Origin of the sequence: Lentzea sp. NPDC102401, assembly GCF_044765805.1 — a bacterium.
GTDB classification, from domain to species: Bacteria; Actinomycetota; Actinomycetes; order Mycobacteriales; family Pseudonocardiaceae; genus Lentzea; species Lentzea sokolovensis.
Genome location: NZ_JBIWKS010000002.1, coordinates 1,078,420 through 1,095,231, shown reverse-complemented (window position 1 = coordinate 1,095,231; position 16,812 = coordinate 1,078,420). Strand labels below are relative to the sequence as shown.

General features: G+C 65.5%; 16 protein-coding genes. 6 read left to right on the top strand and 10 right to left on the bottom strand.

The genetic code is table 11. The annotated features are described in order from the left end of the window. Positions 1-1,080: 1,080 nt before the first annotated feature. Positions 1,081-1,812 carry a class I SAM-dependent methyltransferase gene (locus ACIRG5_RS10495; protein WP_402903061.1) on the top strand — a complete coding sequence of 244 codons (732 nt, stop codon included), beginning with the start codon at positions 1,081-1,083 and terminating at the stop codon, positions 1,810-1,812. Positions 1,813-1,930: 118 nt separating this feature from the next. Here the strand turns inward: ACIRG5_RS10495 and ACIRG5_RS10490 are convergent, their stop codons facing one another. Then, a complete protein-coding gene (locus tag ACIRG5_RS10490) occupies positions 1,931-2,758 on the bottom strand; it encodes a DeoR family transcriptional regulator (protein WP_402903058.1) in 828 nt (275 codons plus the stop codon). On the opposite strand from ACIRG5_RS10490, the gene ACIRG5_RS10485 reads away from it, so the two are divergent. After that, on the top strand, positions 2,677-3,618 hold the full coding sequence (locus tag ACIRG5_RS10485) for a DeoR family transcriptional regulator (protein WP_402903055.1): 942 nt from the start codon (positions 2,677-2,679) through the stop codon (positions 3,616-3,618). The two genes, ACIRG5_RS10490 and ACIRG5_RS10485, sit on opposite strands and share 82 nt — an antisense overlap. A 42-nt stretch (positions 3,619-3,660) precedes the next feature. Here ACIRG5_RS10485 and ACIRG5_RS10480 read toward each other — a convergent pair whose 3' ends face one another. Then, a complete protein-coding gene (locus ACIRG5_RS10480; protein ID WP_402903052.1) occupies positions 3,661-4,437 on the bottom strand; it encodes an IclR family transcriptional regulator in 777 nt (258 codons plus the stop codon). 674 nt (positions 4,438-5,111) lie between these two features. Between ACIRG5_RS10480 and ACIRG5_RS10475 the strand changes: the two genes are divergently transcribed. Then, complete coding sequence (locus ACIRG5_RS10475; protein ID WP_402903049.1) at positions 5,112-6,254, top strand: hypothetical protein; 1,143 nt, start codon at positions 5,112-5,114, stop codon at positions 6,252-6,254. Between the two features lie 77 nt (positions 6,255-6,331). Here the strand turns inward: ACIRG5_RS10475 and ACIRG5_RS10470 are convergent, their stop codons facing one another. From ACIRG5_RS10470 to ACIRG5_RS10440, 7 genes are all read right to left on the bottom strand, one after another. Further along, positions 6,332-6,772, bottom strand: coding sequence for a copper resistance protein CopC (locus tag ACIRG5_RS10470; protein ID WP_402903140.1), 441 nt, complete (start codon positions 6,770-6,772; stop codon positions 6,332-6,334). Continuing rightward, positions 6,772-7,380, bottom strand: a complete 609-nt coding sequence (locus tag ACIRG5_RS10465) for a DUF1775 domain-containing protein (RefSeq protein WP_402903046.1) — start codon at positions 7,378-7,380, stop codon at positions 6,772-6,774. The genes ACIRG5_RS10470 and ACIRG5_RS10465 overlap by 1 nt, the downstream gene beginning before the upstream one ends. A gap of 61 nt (positions 7,381-7,441) precedes the next feature. Continuing rightward, entirely contained in the window at positions 7,442-8,026 is a 585-nt protein-coding gene (locus ACIRG5_RS10460; RefSeq protein WP_402903043.1) for a hypothetical protein, read from the bottom strand. Positions 8,027-8,036: 10 nt separating this feature from the next. After that, the gene (locus tag ACIRG5_RS10455; protein ID WP_402903040.1) at positions 8,037-8,474 is read right to left on the bottom strand and encodes a hypothetical protein; all 438 of its coding nucleotides are present in this window, start codon (positions 8,472-8,474) and stop codon (positions 8,037-8,039) included. A gap of 391 nt (positions 8,475-8,865) precedes the next feature. After that, on the bottom strand, positions 8,866-9,840 hold the full coding sequence (locus ACIRG5_RS10450; protein ID WP_402903037.1) for a YHYH protein: 975 nt from the start codon (positions 9,838-9,840) through the stop codon (positions 8,866-8,868). A gap of 528 nt (positions 9,841-10,368) precedes the next feature. Next, on the bottom strand, positions 10,369-11,139 hold the full coding sequence (locus ACIRG5_RS10445) for a glycoside hydrolase family 16 protein (RefSeq protein WP_402903035.1): 771 nt from the start codon (positions 11,137-11,139) through the stop codon (positions 10,369-10,371). A gap of 1,227 nt (positions 11,140-12,366) precedes the next feature. Further along, positions 12,367-12,960: a lipocalin family protein gene (locus ACIRG5_RS10440; RefSeq protein WP_402903032.1), complete on the bottom strand. Its 594-nt coding sequence runs from the start codon at positions 12,958-12,960 to the stop codon at positions 12,367-12,369. Between the two features lie 302 nt (positions 12,961-13,262). Between ACIRG5_RS10440 and ACIRG5_RS10435 the strand changes: the two genes are divergently transcribed. Further along, positions 13,263-13,553 (top strand): WhiB family transcriptional regulator, encoded by a 291-nt coding sequence (locus ACIRG5_RS10435; RefSeq protein ID WP_402903030.1) that lies wholly within the window; start codon positions 13,263-13,265, stop codon positions 13,551-13,553. Then, entirely contained in the window at positions 13,550-14,422 is an 873-nt protein-coding gene (locus tag ACIRG5_RS10430) for a MerR family transcriptional regulator (RefSeq protein WP_402903027.1), read from the top strand. Before ACIRG5_RS10435 ends, ACIRG5_RS10430 begins: the two co-directional genes overlap by 4 nt. A gap of 190 nt (positions 14,423-14,612) precedes the next feature. Here ACIRG5_RS10430 and ACIRG5_RS10425 read toward each other — a convergent pair whose 3' ends face one another. After that, complete coding sequence (locus tag ACIRG5_RS10425) at positions 14,613-15,851, bottom strand: glycosyltransferase (RefSeq protein WP_402903024.1); 1,239 nt, start codon at positions 15,849-15,851, stop codon at positions 14,613-14,615. Positions 15,852-16,100: 249 nt separating this feature from the next. Between ACIRG5_RS10425 and ACIRG5_RS10420 the strand changes: the two genes are divergently transcribed. Beyond that, entirely contained in the window at positions 16,101-16,649 is a 549-nt protein-coding gene (locus tag ACIRG5_RS10420) for a TetR/AcrR family transcriptional regulator (protein ID WP_402903021.1), read from the top strand. The last annotated feature ends 163 nt before the right edge of the window (positions 16,650-16,812 follow it).

Sequence of the window (16,812 nt, the reverse complement as noted above, 5' to 3'; positions counted from 1 at the left end):
GCCCTGGAGAACGCACGCGCGAAGAACCACGTGACCGAGGGCACCAGCGCCCAGGACACGGCCGGCGAGCTCGCGGGCAAGCCGTCCGACCCGAAAGCCTGACGCTAGTACCGACAGACGCGAAACAGGCCCCTGGGTGTGGGGCACCGACGTCATACGCCGAGGCCCCACCCCACCTGTCACGGTGCTCTCGCCTTGGCGCACCCCTGCTTGTGGCCAGCACGTGCCTTCTTGATCACGCGCTTGACCGCCGGCTTCGTCTTGACTGGGTTGATGCCCTGGTCAACCCCGCAGTTCACCCTCAGTTCGGCTGCCGTCATCGGCCGCGTGATGAGGGTGACCGTCTGGTACCGCGGCTCGGCTGGGTCGAAACGGATCGCCAGAATCGTGCGGACCACAGTCGGCGCCGACTGCGGCGAGGTGGCCTGTACCGGCGTCGAGGTTGCCGCGACTGATGCGGGACCGAGCAGGAGGGCACCAGGCGGACTGCCGCGAGGTGGTGCATGGCCGTGATCGACCGCGATGGGTAGGCCCTGGACGCCTGCACGGACTTCTACCGGCAGGCCGGGTACCCGACGCTCTTCGCAGATGCCAGCAGTGACGCTGCCATCGCGTCCGCAGCCTGCGGAGATGCGCCGCCCGCGACACGCGCGGGATGGACGAGTTCATCGAGCACCAGAGCCGCCACCTTCTGCTCACGTCCGTGTTCACGCGCACGCTGTGAGCGTGCGGGGCTGACCTGTCGTGCGGCAACGACCGCATGCCCAGCCTGAAGGCGAAGACCGCTGTGGCGCAACGGATCGGGACCACGTCGTGACCGCGTCCGAGGAACGCGTCGCATCATCTCCCCGGCGACAAGAGACTGACAACGAGTTGTTCTCGGCGTCCACACTCCACGATTCTCGCGTGCCCGCCGAGCACGATCCGCGAAGCCTTGACCAAGATCACACAGACGATATGTGGCACGGCTGCCCGATTTCCGCCGAAGGAAGGACCGAATGTGGCTGATTCTGGTCCACCCATAGCGATCGCATCACCATCAGAAGTACGGTGAAATCGCCGCCGCCCCCAGGAGAGCAAGTGAGCGAACTCACCCCGTACCGCCCACAGTTCTGCTCGCTGTTGCGGGGCCTGGGAGAGGTGTACGCCAATCCCCGGCCTCTCGCCGACTACCAGGCGATGTTCGCTTTGACCAACGACACCGTCAAGGCCGCCCGAATTCTGGACTGCCCAGCAGGAGTAAGTCCGTTCGGCGCCCAGGTACGCGCCCTGGGCGGAACAGTGACCAGCGTTGACCCGGCCTACGCACTGAGCGCGGATCAGCTCGAAGCTCGCGCTCACGGCGACCTGCACCGCATTTTCCACGACGCCGGCGCCGATCCCTTCACACAGCAGTCCAGAGGCCCTCTGTCAGTCAACCGAGCCGAAGTTTCCGCGTCGATTGACTCGTTCCTGACTGACTACGTGAAGAATGCCGAATGCTACACAGCCGCCCGCCTTCCCGAACTACCCTTTCCCGACAACAGCTTCGACCTCGCATTGAGCGGCAACCTGCTCTTCGCCCATCCCGGTCAGTTGGACGAGAACACGACGATTGAGTTCCTGGCCGAACTCCTGCGCGTTGCCTGCGAAGTCAGAATCTTCCCCGTCACCGACAGGATGTCCGTACCGCACCCGCTGCTGGACAGCATCGTTGACACCTTGCGCGTCAATGGTGTCATCGCAACGACTCTGGACGTGCCGTACCGATTGCAGTGCGGTGGAACGCGAATGCTGCGTTGCGCGAGCGGAACACTGTCTTCTACTCACTGAACGCCGTATGGACATGACGCGACTTCCTCAATCACGAGAGACTTGCGTCGCCGGCCACCAGCCGCAGGAGTAGATGCCGGCACGTCGTGACATGGCGTGGACACCTGCAGATCGTGTCTCAGGAGCCGGCGATGAGCACCTGAGCCCCTGCGGCACGCAGGCTCTGCAGGACTGAATGGTCCTGGACCGGCGTTGTGATCACCGCATCGACTTCACCGATCGGCAGCCAGGGCGTCCCGCCGCTCGTGGCGAACATGTTCGAGGGGAACAACAGCACAGTGCGTTCGGCTGTGACGACGGAATGCGCGGCAGCCGCCGGAGCCTGCTCATCCGTCAGATAAACCATGCCATCTTCGCCTATGCGGTGACACGGCACGAAGGCGAGGTCGACTTGATCACGCCGATGCCCACCAACCCGCGCCGGCACCAGTACCGCGCCGCGCAGGGTGCCACCGGTGACACGGACGGTGAACCGACCGAGGTGGCCGGCGAGCTGTTCACAGGCCTGGAGGTCGCCGCTGATGACCGTGACCTCGGTCAGCTCGGGCCGTTCGACCATCGCCGCGGCGACACGTGCCGAGAGCTCACCCGCGGCGAGCAGGACGACATCGTCGGGACGGAGCAGCGCTGCCGCCATCGCCGACATCGACTCAGCGACGCGACTCGGCCGCGGACGCGGTGCACCCGCGGGACGAGCGCCGCCCCAGACCCGGTGGACGTGCCCCGCTTCTTCCAGATCACGCAGATCCGCGCGGATGGTCACTTCCGAGACCTGCAACTCCCGACTCAGATCGCTGACAGCCGCAAAGCTGGACCGTGCCACGATGTCGAGAAGATGAACTTGCCGGAAGGCGCGCTCTGCCGGTGCTCGACCTGGCAAGTGCTTCTCCTCCCCTCGGCCGTGCGCGATCGACGAACAATCCCCGACGTGAACGCCAGGGTACATTGAGTTTCGGCACCTTCCTTCGAAGTCGTAAGTCGGCTCCTGGTCAGGCTTGCCACTTTGAAGCACAGGCACTACGCGGAGGAGACGCAGTGGATGCCGGGCAGCAGGCAACCGACCTCTCCATCGCCGGACGACGGCGCCACATCGTCGCCCTGATCGGGGTAGAAGGATTCGTCCAGGTGCGATCCTTGGCTCAGCGGCTTGGCGTCTCCGAGGTGACGATCCGCCAGGACCTGCGCTGCCTGGACGAACTCGGTGCTCTGCAACGTGTTCGTGGCGGTGCCACGGCGACGGCGCTGCCGTCCGCCCGCCCTGTCGGCCTCGAAGACTGGTCCGACTCGGCGGTGAGTGCCATGGCCTCGGCATTCGTCCGCAGCGGCGACACCATCGTCCTGGACAACGGCCCCGGCGTGCGCTCGGTGGCCGAGGCGCTGGTGAGCAGGCGTGATCTGTCCGGCGTGGTCGTGCACACCGAGTCGCTGACGGTTCTCGCGCCTTTCGCCGACCACCTGGACCGCTTCACCGTGGTGGTTCCGGCCGGCACTTTGAACGTGTCCCACCGGGTGGTGCCCGATGAGGACACCGACGTCCTCGCCGATCTGGCCATACTCAGCTGCGCTGGAATCAGCGTCGACGGCCTGCTGGCCCACACAGAATCCGAAGCCTTCGCTCGCCGCCGCACGGCCTTCGCCGCACGCCGAGGCGTCGTCGTCATCCCACCCGGAACCGTTGACGCGCCTGGCACACACCTCGCCTGCTCACTCGAACACGTCGACGCGTGCATCACCAGCAGGCGCCTGCCTGACCCAGTTGCCGACTCGCTGCGCGCCGCTGGGCTCCGCACCTTCGTCACCGGGTGAAACAGCGGATCTTTCACAAACGCCGTGCACGGAAGCCTGGTGTCATCGACGGGGAAGGTCCCGGATGGCGCGGTTGAGCGCATGACATGAAGCGGTGACCGCAGCGCGGAGAGCCACCACGTTGCAGCCGGGCGACGGAACGATGACGGCGAGCGCCGCCCTCACCCGGCCTTGCCCGTCCAGCACCGGTGCGGCCACGGCGGTGTGGCCCTCCGGCATCACATGGCTCACCACCGCCACGCCGTCGTTGCGCACGGCGGCCAGCCGTGTTCTCAGGCGTTGCGAACACATCGCTTCGTTCTCCGGCGCCGTCACCAGCCTGCCGGCGAGAACCTGCTCCTGCAGGCCGATCGGAGCGTTGGCCAGCAGGCACTGCCCGACTGCCGTCGCATGCAGCGGAAGACGGCCACCGAGGCGGTACAACGTCTTGACCGCCCCCTGTGCGGACAACCGCTCGATCACCACCGCCTCCGTTCCGTCGAGTACGCCCAGCACGACGTGCTGTCCGATCGTCGTGTGCAGTTCCCACATGGAAGGCAGAACCGTCGCACGAATCTCCTCGGCTCGAGGAGCCTGTGTGGCCAGCTCCCACAGGCCCAGCCCGATCGTGTACCAGCCCTCCGTGCACCGCTCCAGCATCCCGAGCCCCACAAGGGTCCGCGTCATCCGCAACACCGTCGACTTCGGCAGACCCGATCTCGCGCTCAGCGACGTCAGCGAGAGTGGCCGGTCCGCGGCACCCAACGTCCGCAGCACCCGGAACGCCCGCTCCAGCATCGGTTGCCCCGGCTCGCGCGCCGCCTTCAGCTCATCCACCACTGCACGCACCTCCATCTGCCCCGAAGTCGCGGGCGGCCGCGAACTGCTTCACAGATCGCGCCAGCCAGGCCTGCAAGCAGGGGTTTCGCTTCCGATATCAACTTTCGAAACTGTAAGTACGGGGTTTCCGATGCGTCAAGCACCTTTGTGTACGTCTTGTTTGGAAAACTTGTGTGCGGCCGGTTGCTCAACCACACAAACCTGACGTTTAGCTGAAGCCGCCAGGACACGGGACGTCTCCGCAGATAGAGGCGGCTTGGTGGCTCATGGCGAGGTGACGACGCCTGTTCGAGCGGGTTCGACGCAGAGGCGCGGCGGGAGAGGTAACGGCGTTTCGCTTCCGAAAACCGCCCGTTTCACATGCATCGGTCACAAATGGGCATCGCGACGCTCCGCAGTTCAGGAGGGGTTTCCGGCCCGACCGGCACCAGGTGGAGGGCCTTGTCGCGAGACGCGCCGCAGGGGCGAAGTCCACAGCGTCGGAGCGACCTGCGCCCCGCACCGTGTTTTCCAGCCGAGCCGAGAAAAGCGCGGGCATATGCGCATAACCGCATGCTTCGACCGGCCTCGGCTACGATTGCAGGACATGGCGGCTATCTTTTGCACACGATATCTCACTGTGTCGTGACGGAACAGCTGTTGCGGGTCGACTCGAAGTGACAGAGAATCTGTTCGTGTTCACGACCGGTTTCGCGGACGATCCCCTGATTACCAAGCTGTGGCGACATCTGGATGCCTGCGAGTTCACAGAGGTGCTCGAACTGATATCGGACATCGGGCCGGAACCGGTCACGGCCGCGGCCAGGGCGCGCTGGCGTGAACTGATGTACATCTACTGCGCCACAATGGTTGTTCTCGTGCGGTATGCCGATGCCGAACAAGCGTGTCGTCTGGTGCTGAGGTCGGCGGAGAACGACGACGACCACGCCGCCAAGGCAAAGGTGCTGGGGTACGGGATTGCCGCCGCCTTCTTCCTGGGGAACGTGGAAGTCGCCGTGTCCAGATTGGACGAGGTACTCGCCGCGGCCGAGGAGATGCCGGCCGGACCAGATCAGATGTCCACGTTCGTGGCCGCGGCGATCGGCGCGGGAATGATCGGCTTCACCGAGCTGAGCGATCAGCTGGTGTCGCATCTGGTCGACGCGCTGGAAACCGAGCCGGCCGCACTGTTGCAGCCGGCACTGGCCCAGTTCCTGCATTCCCTGTTGATGACCCGCCGATGCCAGCTCGCCATCAGCCTGGAACAGCGCCGGCCGTCGAAATCCGTCGAGCTCTATCGCAGTGTCGTCGAACTGCACGGCAGGATCGGCGTCGAGATCCACACTGGGACGCCGGCCGACATGGGGTGGCCGCCCAAGATTCTGAGCCTCTATCTGTCACACATCTGCTTCGCCAAAATCGCGATCGGAGAGTCGGCCGAAGTTGCTGACCTGGCTCGGTCCGCACCGGTGACAGGTCACATCAGCCCTTTCGACACGGTCGCCGCCACAACGGAGATAATGTGGGGCCTGTGTCAGCTGCGCTTGGCGCTGGCTGAAGGGGACCTCGACTCACGGAATCGCTTTCACTGGCACGGCTTGGCCCGAGCTCTGACGAGACTCGCGCAGAGAACCCAGACGCTCGTGCTCCAAGCCGAGACCACTCGTGTCTTCCTGGAGCTCGCGCGTCGCGGCGACGACACACTGCTGTGCGCGGTCATCCAGGAGCGGCACGAGGCCGCTGTGGACGAACTCGACTGGACGGCCAGGCTGGAACACGCGCGATTCTCCGGCCTCAGATCACAGACCATGCGGGCGATCGCCAACGGCGTCAGCTGATCCTGCGTCGCGATCGGAGAACTGGGCCCCGGATTCCAGCGATCTCCATCAACCCGTTGCGGGAAAAGAGGAAGGTGTCACCGGCGAGCCAGTCGATACGCTGTCCCCAGTGCGCCGACGACGACCAGGAAGACCGCGATCCAGACCCACACCGGTGTCGTGGACGTGGACACCGAGAACCGGTACTGCCCCGTCACAGCCTGCCCTCCCGGCGGCGTCAGCTGATAGCTGACCAGATACTCGCCCGCAGGCATCGAAGGGCGCATCGGCACGGTCATCACGGTGTCGTCGGCACCGATCATCGGCTCGGACCACACCTCGTCACCCTTGGTCACGCTGATCGAATACGGCCCACCACCGGCGATGCTGTGGTCGAAGGTCAACCGGACGTACTGAGGCGCAACGGACAATGTCGAGTCGGCACGCGGACTCGTGGCCACCAACGCAGCAGACACCGAGGCCGGGGCAGGTGAGACGACGCACAGGAACAGCACGGCCACGACGGCCAGTGCCCGCATCACGAGATCTCCTTGCGGCGCAGGATGAAGAACCCGGCGATGGCCAGCGCCAGACCCACGCCCACCCCGCTCATGACCGCGACCCACGGCACGTCGGGCGGGAGGGCGACCCCACCGTGGTGGTCGTGCGTGGACGGCTCGGCCAGTTCCAGAGCCGGGGCCGGGCGATCTGGCTGGTCGTCCCACCCCACGGTGCCACCGTCGGAGAGGAACTGAGTGGCCGGCAGAGCGATCCGGTCGGCGTCGGCCGGCAGCGGCCCCAACGTGAGGCCGAAGTCCTCGTAGTACTCGTCACCGCCGCGGATCTCACTTCCTGGGCGGGCGGTCCACACGACCGAGGTGACGACTCCGCCAGGACCGCGCAGCACCGACGCGTCCCAGCCCTGGACAGGTCGCGTGCGTGCGGTCGTGATCCCGTAAGAGGGCGAGAGCGTGAGCTCGAGCTTGGCGGTGGCGGAAGTTTCCTCGTTCGGCACGCGCACCACGACGGTGCCGTACCCGCCTTTCTCCGGAATGCTGTCCGGCACCTGCACGGTCACGTGGGCGGCCGCGGTACCGGCGCCCAGCGCGAACAAGGCGGCCACGCAGGCCAACAATCTGATCAGCATGTGAGTCTCCGAAGAAGAGGGGGCTCCGGCGGCGGCGCCGGAGCCCCACATCCGACTGAAATCAGCAGTTGGCCGTGGCCTGGACGGACTTCACGTCCCACGGCTGGCCCGCGACCTGACCCGTGACCGAGCCGTTCACGTACCAGTAGTAGTGGCCGTAGTACGTGGAACCGAAGTGGATTTCCCACGTGCCGCTGACCTTGGACTTCTGCTTGGCCAGGTAGATGTTGACCTTCGCGTACGCGCCGACGTCCTGGCGAATCTCGTTCGCGGTCGTATCGCTCCAGCTCCACGTGTGGCTGTAGCTGACCTTGACCGAAACCTCGAAGATCTTCTTCAGCTCGGCTTTGGCCGCGATCTCGATCCCCCACGAGTCGGTCGCACCGGTGGTGGACTCGTACCGGATCACCCTGGTCTGGTTGAAATTCGTGCAGTTCGTCGAACTGCCCGCGAGCTTGTACGACTCGTTGAAGACGGCGATGGCCCCACTGGGCTTGAACTGGCAGTAGTCCGCCGACCCGCACTTGCCCAGCAACTGCTGCGAGGTCGGTGAGCCCGCATGAGTGGCGTTCGCAGCAGGAACGGTGACGAAGAATCCCACGACAGCCAATGCAAGCGCGGTCAGGATCGTGCTTGTCTTGATCATCCTCAGCCTCTCAGCTAATGCCGATTTTGGTGATGTAGGCAGACGCGAAGGTGAAGTCCGGATGGTTTCCGGTGAACGGGCCGTACTTCGTTCCGTTGCTCTGGAAGAGCCACAACTTGCAGGTCGACCAGGCTTGACCGGATTTCACGGACTTCTCCCAGACAGAGCCGGTGAGTGTCAGGCCGTACGTGTTTCCCGAGCACGGCCTGGGAACCCACAGCGTCAGCACGTCACCGGAGTACTCGACTCCGGAGAAGATCTTGGCGGCGATGACGTCACCACTGGAACGCACACTGCTGGAGCCGGAGCAACCGTGTTTACCAGTGGTGAACGACCAGTGGCAGCTCTGGACAGCCTGGGCCGTGCCGGCAGGGACGACCCCGAAAATCACGAGGCTGGCCGCCGCCACGGCGAACAGCTTGCGTGACCATGTGATCTTCATTCTCAACTCCTCTCGAAAGCATTTCGAATAGAGCCACGCGAGCCATGTCGATGCTTACGGTCGCAAACGACTTTCCTGGCCACTGAACTGCAATCTGCGCCGCCAAAGGGGTGGGAGAGCGGCTTGAAAGAAACATTAAACGCGACGTAACCCATGCACAACGGATGTGCCGCCCAGCGAAACAGCCGGGGGATATCGGAAGAAACTTCTCCTCGCGCGTGAAAAGTGGATGATGTGTACGGTCAGATCCGCTGGACGCGAGGTCAGGAAGCAGACAGGCGGCCGTCAGACTGTTGGCACCAGCTGCACCTGACCGGGCAAGGACGCCGCTGCACAAGAAGAGCCTGGTCACCGCGAGCGCGGTGACCAGGCTCTTCTTGTGCAGCGGAAACTGGCCTCAGTCGGCGTCAGGGGTCGGAATCGGCGTTCCGCGGTAACAACCCACCACGAACGGGTACTCCAACGTCGCACTGTAGTGATAGATCGACTGTTCTTTGCCGTTCCACGTCACAGTGCTGGTACGACCGTGACACTCGTCGAGATCAGCATTGCCCGGAAGGTGTCCGTTCACATCGCGCTCGATGTAGATGCCGTATCCGTCGAGCGCGAAACCGACCAGTGTCGACCCCGCCAAAGGCGCGGCGGCCAACAGGCACGACGGGATGTTGTGGTAGTGGTACGAGTCTGAGCCCTCAGGATGCCCGTCGCACTTGTCCTGGGCTTCATGGGCGGCCGCGTCCCGCCCTGACGCATCCACCGCGTTGAAAAGGAAAACCCCGTTCTTGAGGATGCCGATCGCGCCCTGGTCCACGCAGCCGGCAGCGGTGGACGCAGGATTGAGGGACAGCTTGATCTCGACCGACTTCTCACCGATGCTGTTCGGGTTGCGATCGTACTGGTAGGCGGGGTCATCCTTCGCGACAGGGAAGTTGCCGGTGACCTGTTCCGTTGGCAGGTTGTTCGTCCTGAGCACCCTGAAGTCGCCGTCGACCGCTTCGCTGTACCTGGCTTGAGGCCAGGTGTTGCTGCCAGAGACCTGGACCTTGGCCGTCGAATCCCACGTCTTCTTCTCCATGTCGATCCACGGCCCGACGACCTGTGCCCCACCACCGTTGAACTTCGTTCTGCACGAGAACAGGGACCCGTTCACCGGCGCTGTGCTCAACTTGCCGTCACCGAGGGGAATCGACTTCGGATCGATGACCCCGGACCACGCTGGGACCGCATTATTTCCAGCGGGCGCGGTGGAGACGGTGGAACCGCTCGGTGGCGGCGCGGAGTTCTGTTGAACGGGCGAGCAGGCGGAAATCAGAAGAACAGAACCGAAAAGCGCGGTTCCGACACGCCTGCCGGCGGAGGAGATGAGGAGCATAGCTGGAGACAATAAGCGCCCAAGCTGTAGAAAACCTGAACCACCGCATTCGGGCACGAAAACTAACTCAATCGGGTGACCGTCTCACATGGAGGCAGAGTGCGCACTGCGATCGAATCCCTCCCCGGGATCAGCGAAGCACCGTGGACCGGCGCGAATCGGATCACGAAAGTCCCATATTCCGGTTGATTCAGCTGCCTGGTCAAGGCTCAACACGTCGATCAGGTCGTCCAGCCTCTCCCCCGCGCGCGACCCTCCACCCGAACCCTGACCACGTCGGCCGCGCAGAGCAGCCGACCGGGCTCTGAGTCCGTTCGGGATTCCGACCGTCAGCTGTCACTCGGGCACGGTTCCCCTCCGTTCGGACAGCGGGGCGGCCCGCAGGACGTCCCACAGCGACAGTCGACCCGCCCACTCGGAGTCAGGGCTTCGAGTGGGCGGGCCGGCTGTCGCTCCCGCCGTCGCCTCCGAGGCGGGTTCACCTGTCGACGACGGCAGGAGTTCGTCGCGGGACAGGACTGTCCGGCGTCAGAAGGCGGTGTACTTGGCGGATTCGTAGACGGCGTTCAACGGGCCGGTGTAGTTGAACGGACCGGTCCAGCCGTCGACACCGGTTCCCGCCCACAGGTTCGCCATGAAGCGCTGCGGGTGAGTGGGGAGCGGACCACGAGAACCGTTCTCCGTGTGGACCAGGCGGCCGTCGACGAACCACTGGATGCGGCCCTGGCGCCACTCGATGGCGTAGTCGTGGAACCCCGCCGACGAGTCGAAGCCGAGGTTGATGATCGTTTCATGGTTGCCGGTGCCGTTGGTGAAGTAGTTGGTCTGCATCTGGGTCGGGTTCTTACCCAGGATCTCGATGTCGATCTCATCCCAGGGCTGACCGTCGGTCTGACCGGTGTAGGTGAAGAAGCCACTGACGGCGCCGCTCGACTTCGCCGCCTTCATCCGCATCTCGAAGCGCCCGTAGGTGTAGAAGTTCGCAGTCCGCAGTTCGCCGGAGGCGTAGGGCCTGCCCGAGCAGCCGTTGGGGCAGGGCGTGGTGTCCAGCCTCAAACCCATGGCGCCACCCTGAAACCCCACGTGGTCAGCGCGCCAGCCCACGTTGAACATGCTGCCGTTGGTCCACCCGTCGGCCTTCTGCCAGCGGCCGGTGTCCCACCAGTCGAAGTTGTCGGTGAAGTTGCCGCCGATGGGCAGCGGGGCGGCATCGGCGACCGCCGGCGACACGGCGACGCCGACCAGTCCGAGAATGACGGCTGCGAGCGCAGCGGTGACACGAGAGCGAAAGCTGACCACAAGTACCTCCGGGGTGATTCCGGTCGTCAGTGCTCGGCGATACGAAGGGCGGGCGCGACAGAGAACCACGAGAAGCACGACCAGGCCGCTTCAGAGATCGCTACCGCGTCGACAAGGAGGAATTGGCCACCTTGTTCTTCATCAACCCAGAAAGTGACCGGACGGACGCGAGCCGTTTAGGAGCTCGCAGTTAGATACTGCGATGGGAGCGCTCCCATGTCAAGGGATGGTTGTTTCGGAACTGCTCACCTCAGCGAGTTCACTGACTCATGGCCGAGCTCCAGCACGACGCACCACAGATCAGGCCCTGTCGGAACATGCGCCTTGCGCAAAGACATCCAGGACCAGCGGTGAACTACTGAAGGCTTGCCACAGACAATGAAAAGAATCAGGCCGCGCGAAATGGACCGGCGTCCGGAACGGAACGCGGCCGCAGCCGTTCGCAGCATCGTTTCCGGGAACGCCTTCAGGTCCAGCAGGCATGCCTGCAATGCAAGGAGAAACTTAGCCAGAGCAGAAACCGGAAACAACGCAAGTGCCGCTCAGTGAAACAGATCGGGGCTGTCCGCCGAAGGTTCGGCCAAGGCCCCGGCCACACCGGACGCCAGAGGACTGCTCCACAACACCGGGTCGCCGGCGGCACGTGGTCACCAGGCACCGCCGAAGGACGTGGTGCCGAGGAACGGACGCGGCAAGGAGCAGACCTTGGAAGGAACCAGGTGCGAAACCGAGGCGGCCGAGTTCGCGGGCAAGCCTCCCCCGCCAGTTGCGCTCCCGGCACGTCCTGCCGTCCTGCCTACCTCATCCAATCAGCACGAGGTAGGCAGAGCTTTTGATGAGCATCCAAGCGGCGGATCGAAGCGACAGCGCTGAGCGCCCGGTTCACGCTCGTACTGGCATGGCCGTCAATGGCGACGCTTCACAAGGTCCCGATGCCACCTCGGCACCGCATCCGGGCACACCAGAAGCCGCTGCCAGGGCAACCCCGCGCGAGCCAGGGCCGAGATCATGCCGGATGGTGAGCAATTACCCGCCGATGGCGGATGACCTACGCGGACGTACTTCTCGGCCCGCACAGCGTCCATGTCCACTACAACGAGTTCGACGGTGCCGCCAGGTGAATGCGGGCGCCGCAACGCGGTCATCGACGTTGCGCCGTAACCGATCACAACGACGTGGCCGGTCATCGATGAGGTCGTGCACCACAAGGGTTCTCCGTCTTGGCCGCTACTGCCCAGGACAGAGCGACATGGGCTTCGGCGCACCGCCGTCCTGCGCCGTGACCTTGAAGTCGCAAAGGTCGTAACCGTTGCGCAGCAGTGCCGTGGCCATACCGGCGATGTCCTTCTTGGACGGAGTGGGAGTGCGTGCCAGCACGAACCCCGACATGCGGTCCGGGGCACCCACGACCGCCCAGCGGTAGTCGCGATCGAGACCGATCACCCAGTAGGTCCCCGGCCGATCGAAGTTCCACCCGTCCGCGGTCCTGGCGAACGAGACCTGCAGCTTCGACGTCGAATCAGGACCCTCCTGACGAGCCCTGCCCTCCAGGGACGTGATGCCGCCGTCCTCACGGGTGCACGAGTTGACCACCTTCACCTGCCCCTCCGGCAACAGGGTGTAAACCGCGTTGTCATTGCGGACGCACTGCGCCTGGAACGGCTGGGGAATCGCCGCCACCTGCACCCAGCGGCCCTGATAGCGCTCGAGGTCGACCGAGCGCACCGGACGGACGTCGGCGCCGGTGGCCTGTGCCGACGCCGGTGCGGGAACCAGGAAGAGCCCGAGCACGATGGCTGCCGCTGCCGCGGTCAAGCGCATGAGATCACCTTTCGCCGTGTTCACGTAACCGCCCTCAACGCTATGGCGGCCGCTGGCGCTCTGCATGACGGCAGAAGCTCGACCGCCATCCAGCCGAGCAGAACACCGCAATGCCTGTCGGCACTTTGCGAATCACCGAACCTCGTCGATGTCGCGTGACTCGTCAGGTGAGCCGTTGGTCGTCTCGCCGCGACAGTCTCTGCGACCAGCGTCTCACCGGATCGCACGTCAGGTTGAAACGATTCTGAGTCGATTTTGGGCTAGTCTGCGTCCGGTCGATCAACTCACGAAGGACGTGCGTCATGCCCGAACTCTCCCGCCTGCCACGTCCCGTCACCGAGTCGTGGGACTGGCAGCTGTCCGGTCTGTGCCGCGGCATGGACAGCACTTACTTCTTCCACACCCCCAACGAACGAGGCGCCGCACGGGAGCGGCGTGAAGCGACAGCGAAGGCGATCTGCCAGCGTTGCCCGGTCATGCGGGAGTGCCGCGAACACGCATTGCAGGTTCAGGAGACCTTTGGCGTGTGGGGCGGGCTCGGCGAGAGCGAGTTGCGGACGATCCTGTCCCAGCAGGCACGACGCAGGGCATGACCTACACACCACGCGCCGTCGCGGCCATGCTCGGCATCGCTCCCAGCACACTGAGAACCTGGGACCACCGTTACGGCCTCGGCCCGTCACTGCGCAGCGACGGCGGGCACCGCCGTTACCGGGACGCCGACGTCCAGGTGCTGCTCCGCATGGTCGCGCTGACCGGCCAGGGCATCTCTCCCGCGGCTGCCGCGGAGCTGGCCCACCGGGAGACTCCGAGCAGGCCACCAAAGCCGGAGCGTCTCCTGACCGACGAGGAGGTGACGGCCGCGCACCACAGGTTCATCATCGCGGCGAAACGTTTGGACGAGCCGCTGATGACCGACCTGGCGGCCAAGCTCGTCGCCGACCACGGTGTCATCCCCGCCTGGGAGTCGGTGCTGGCACCGTGCCTGGTCGAACTCGGCGAGAACATCGCTGAAAGCGGTAGCGGTATCGAGGTCGAACACCTCGCCAGCGCGAGCGTGCTGCAGGCCTTGCGCGGCGTGCCCCGCTCAGCCAGACCCGACCTGCTCGCGGCACTGCTGTCCTGCGCGCCGGACGAACAACACGTACTCGCACTGGAAGCCCTCGGCGCGGCACTGTCCGAACAGGACCTGTCCTGGCGCAACCTCGGCGCGCGCGTCCCCGCCGCCGCACTGCGCAACGCGGTCGCACGACTCAAACCCAGGATCACGGTCATCTGGGCACACCACACCGATCTCGCTGTCCAGGTCCCCCTGGAGGAGTTGCACAACCTCTCCGGCTCGATACTCCTCGTCGCCGGCTCCGGCTGGCAGAGCACGGTGCTGCCACCGTTCGCGCACCGCCCGGTCACCTTGTCCGAGGCGGTCCAGCTCGTCGCCACCTACGCACGCCCGGAACGGTGAACAACAGCCTCGAACGCCACTCGCCGGGACGTACTCGCCTCACCGGCCGGACCTGAGCCGCTGATCCCCCAGCGAAGCAGGTGTCATCAGCCGGCGGCTCGGCGAAATGGAGCCGGTGTGTGAATTGGTCGTGGCCGCCTGCGACGGCAGCTTGGCCTGTCATGACTCTCGGTGTGGTTCTGGCGCTTTCTCACCTTGGTGTCGCCGGAGGGAGAACGCGGGTGAGGACGTCGACGGCCGCGGTGATGCCGTCCTCGGTGCGAATCCGTTCGCCGAGAAGCGCGGCGCGGGTACGCATGCGGTCGTCGGTGACAGCGGCGTGGAGTGCGGCGGCCAGTGAGTGGACGGACAGCGTGGACCGCGGCAGTGGTCGCGGGCCCACCCCGAGATCGGCGATTCTCTTCGCCCAGAAGGGTTGGTCGACTCCGTGCGGCACGACCACGGAGGGGACGCCGGCACGCAGGGCTGCCGCCGTGGTGCCGGCGCCGCCGTGGTGCACCACCGCCCGCGCCCTGGGGAACAGCCATGAGTGCGGTGCCTGGTCGATGACGAACACGTTGTCGGTGGTGGCGATGTCACTCATCCCACCCCATCCGGTGAGCAGCACCGCCCGCACCCCCGCCTGGTGGACTGCCTCGGTGATCAACCGGGCGGTCGCGGCGGGATCGGCGCCGATCATGCTGCCGAATCCGATGCAGACGGGAGCCTCGCCCGCGTTCAGAAACCTTTCGAGTTCCACCGGCGGGGCCCAGGTCCGGTCCTCTGGCAGGAACCAGTAGCCGGTGAGGTTCCAGGTCGCCGGTGCGGAGACGACGTGCCTGCTGAGCCCGTACAGCGAGAGCGGAGCCTGGCGCGGCCGGGAACGGCGGCGGGGCAGGCCGAGCACCTCGGTGCGGACGGCGCGGGAGACAGCGCGGAAGGGCAGGGTGAGCGCCGACTCGGTGATCGCCGAGCCGACCAGGTTGCCCACCGCCCCGGTCCAGCCCGGTATCCAGGGCGTCAGCACACCGGGCAGCGCGGAGGACACCGCGCCCACAGGCTGCAGGTGCGCATGCACGAACGGCACACCGAGACGTTCTGCGACATCGACCCCCAGCACCCCGCCACCCACACCCCCCAGCACCGCGTCGCTGCCCGCGGCGTAGTCGAGCAGTTCGCGAGCGTGCAGCAACGACTGCTGAACCAACTGCTCACGCATTCCTCTGGGGACAACACCGCCGGAGAACCGCGCCCCGGCCGCCGCACGCGCGGCGTCATCCATCCGTCCGGTCAGCGGCACCGCGTCCAGCCCCATGCCCGTCAACCAGCCGGTGAAGTCCTCTGGGGCGACGATGCGCACCTCGTGCCCCGCGCGCCGCAGCCCTCCGGCCAGGGCGGCGTAGGGCTGGACGCCACCACGGGTGTCGATGGCGACGATGCAGATCCGCATGAACAACCTCCATTGCAACTTTGTGTTGCAATACTACGTGAGAAGGCGAGGCGGGCTCCCGCACACGTCCTTGTCGACCAGCACGCCCAGGATGCAACCCCGAGTTGCGATGATGGCGAGGAACCCGCTTGGTCGACCGCGCTGCGGCAGCGACCGCCACAGCAGGCAGCAGGATCGGAGCAGAAGATGAGCGATGGCCCAGACGTGTCGAGCCGCCGCGACGCAGGACGTCCACGAGGCGCCTCCGTCGTGGCCGCCGTACTCGCGGCCACGCGCGCCGAACTGGCCGAGAACGGACTGGAAAAACTGAGCATCGACCGCGTCGCACATCGTGCCGAGGTCAACAAGACCAGCGTTTACCGGCGCTGGCCAACCAAAGAGGCGCTCGTCGCCGCCGCAATGGACGGACTGCGCACCGACTTCGCCGACAGTCCTGATACCGGCAACCTGCGCGACGACCTGCACGCCCTGGCCAAGCCCATCGCCGAGTTCCTGTCCAGCCCCGAAGGCACCGCCCTTGCCCGAGCCGCCGTCAGCACCGGAGCCGCGAGCGACATCGCCGCCCTCGCCGCACGCGAGATGACCGAGCAGGCGTCACCGGTGTTCGACATCGCCACACGTGCCCGTGACCGCGGCGAATGGCACGAAGACACCGACCCCCAACAAGTGATCTTCAGCCTGGTCGGCGCGATCATGCACCGAGTACTCCTCGAACACGCCGACCCCACAGGCCCATGGCTCGACTCCCTGGTCGACCTCCTCCACCGCGGCGCGTCCCGCCGGACTTCTGGCGGCTAAGTAACTGCGGTCCGCGTCCGGCTTCGCATCGCACGTTGACGATCTCGCCAAGAAGCCGGCCTCCGCCAAGATCCACTCCTTTCCCTCGATCCACACCAAGCGCGGCAATCCGATCGACGGCCCCGGCGTCGTGGGTTCGACGAGAAGACCTTCGGACCCGTCG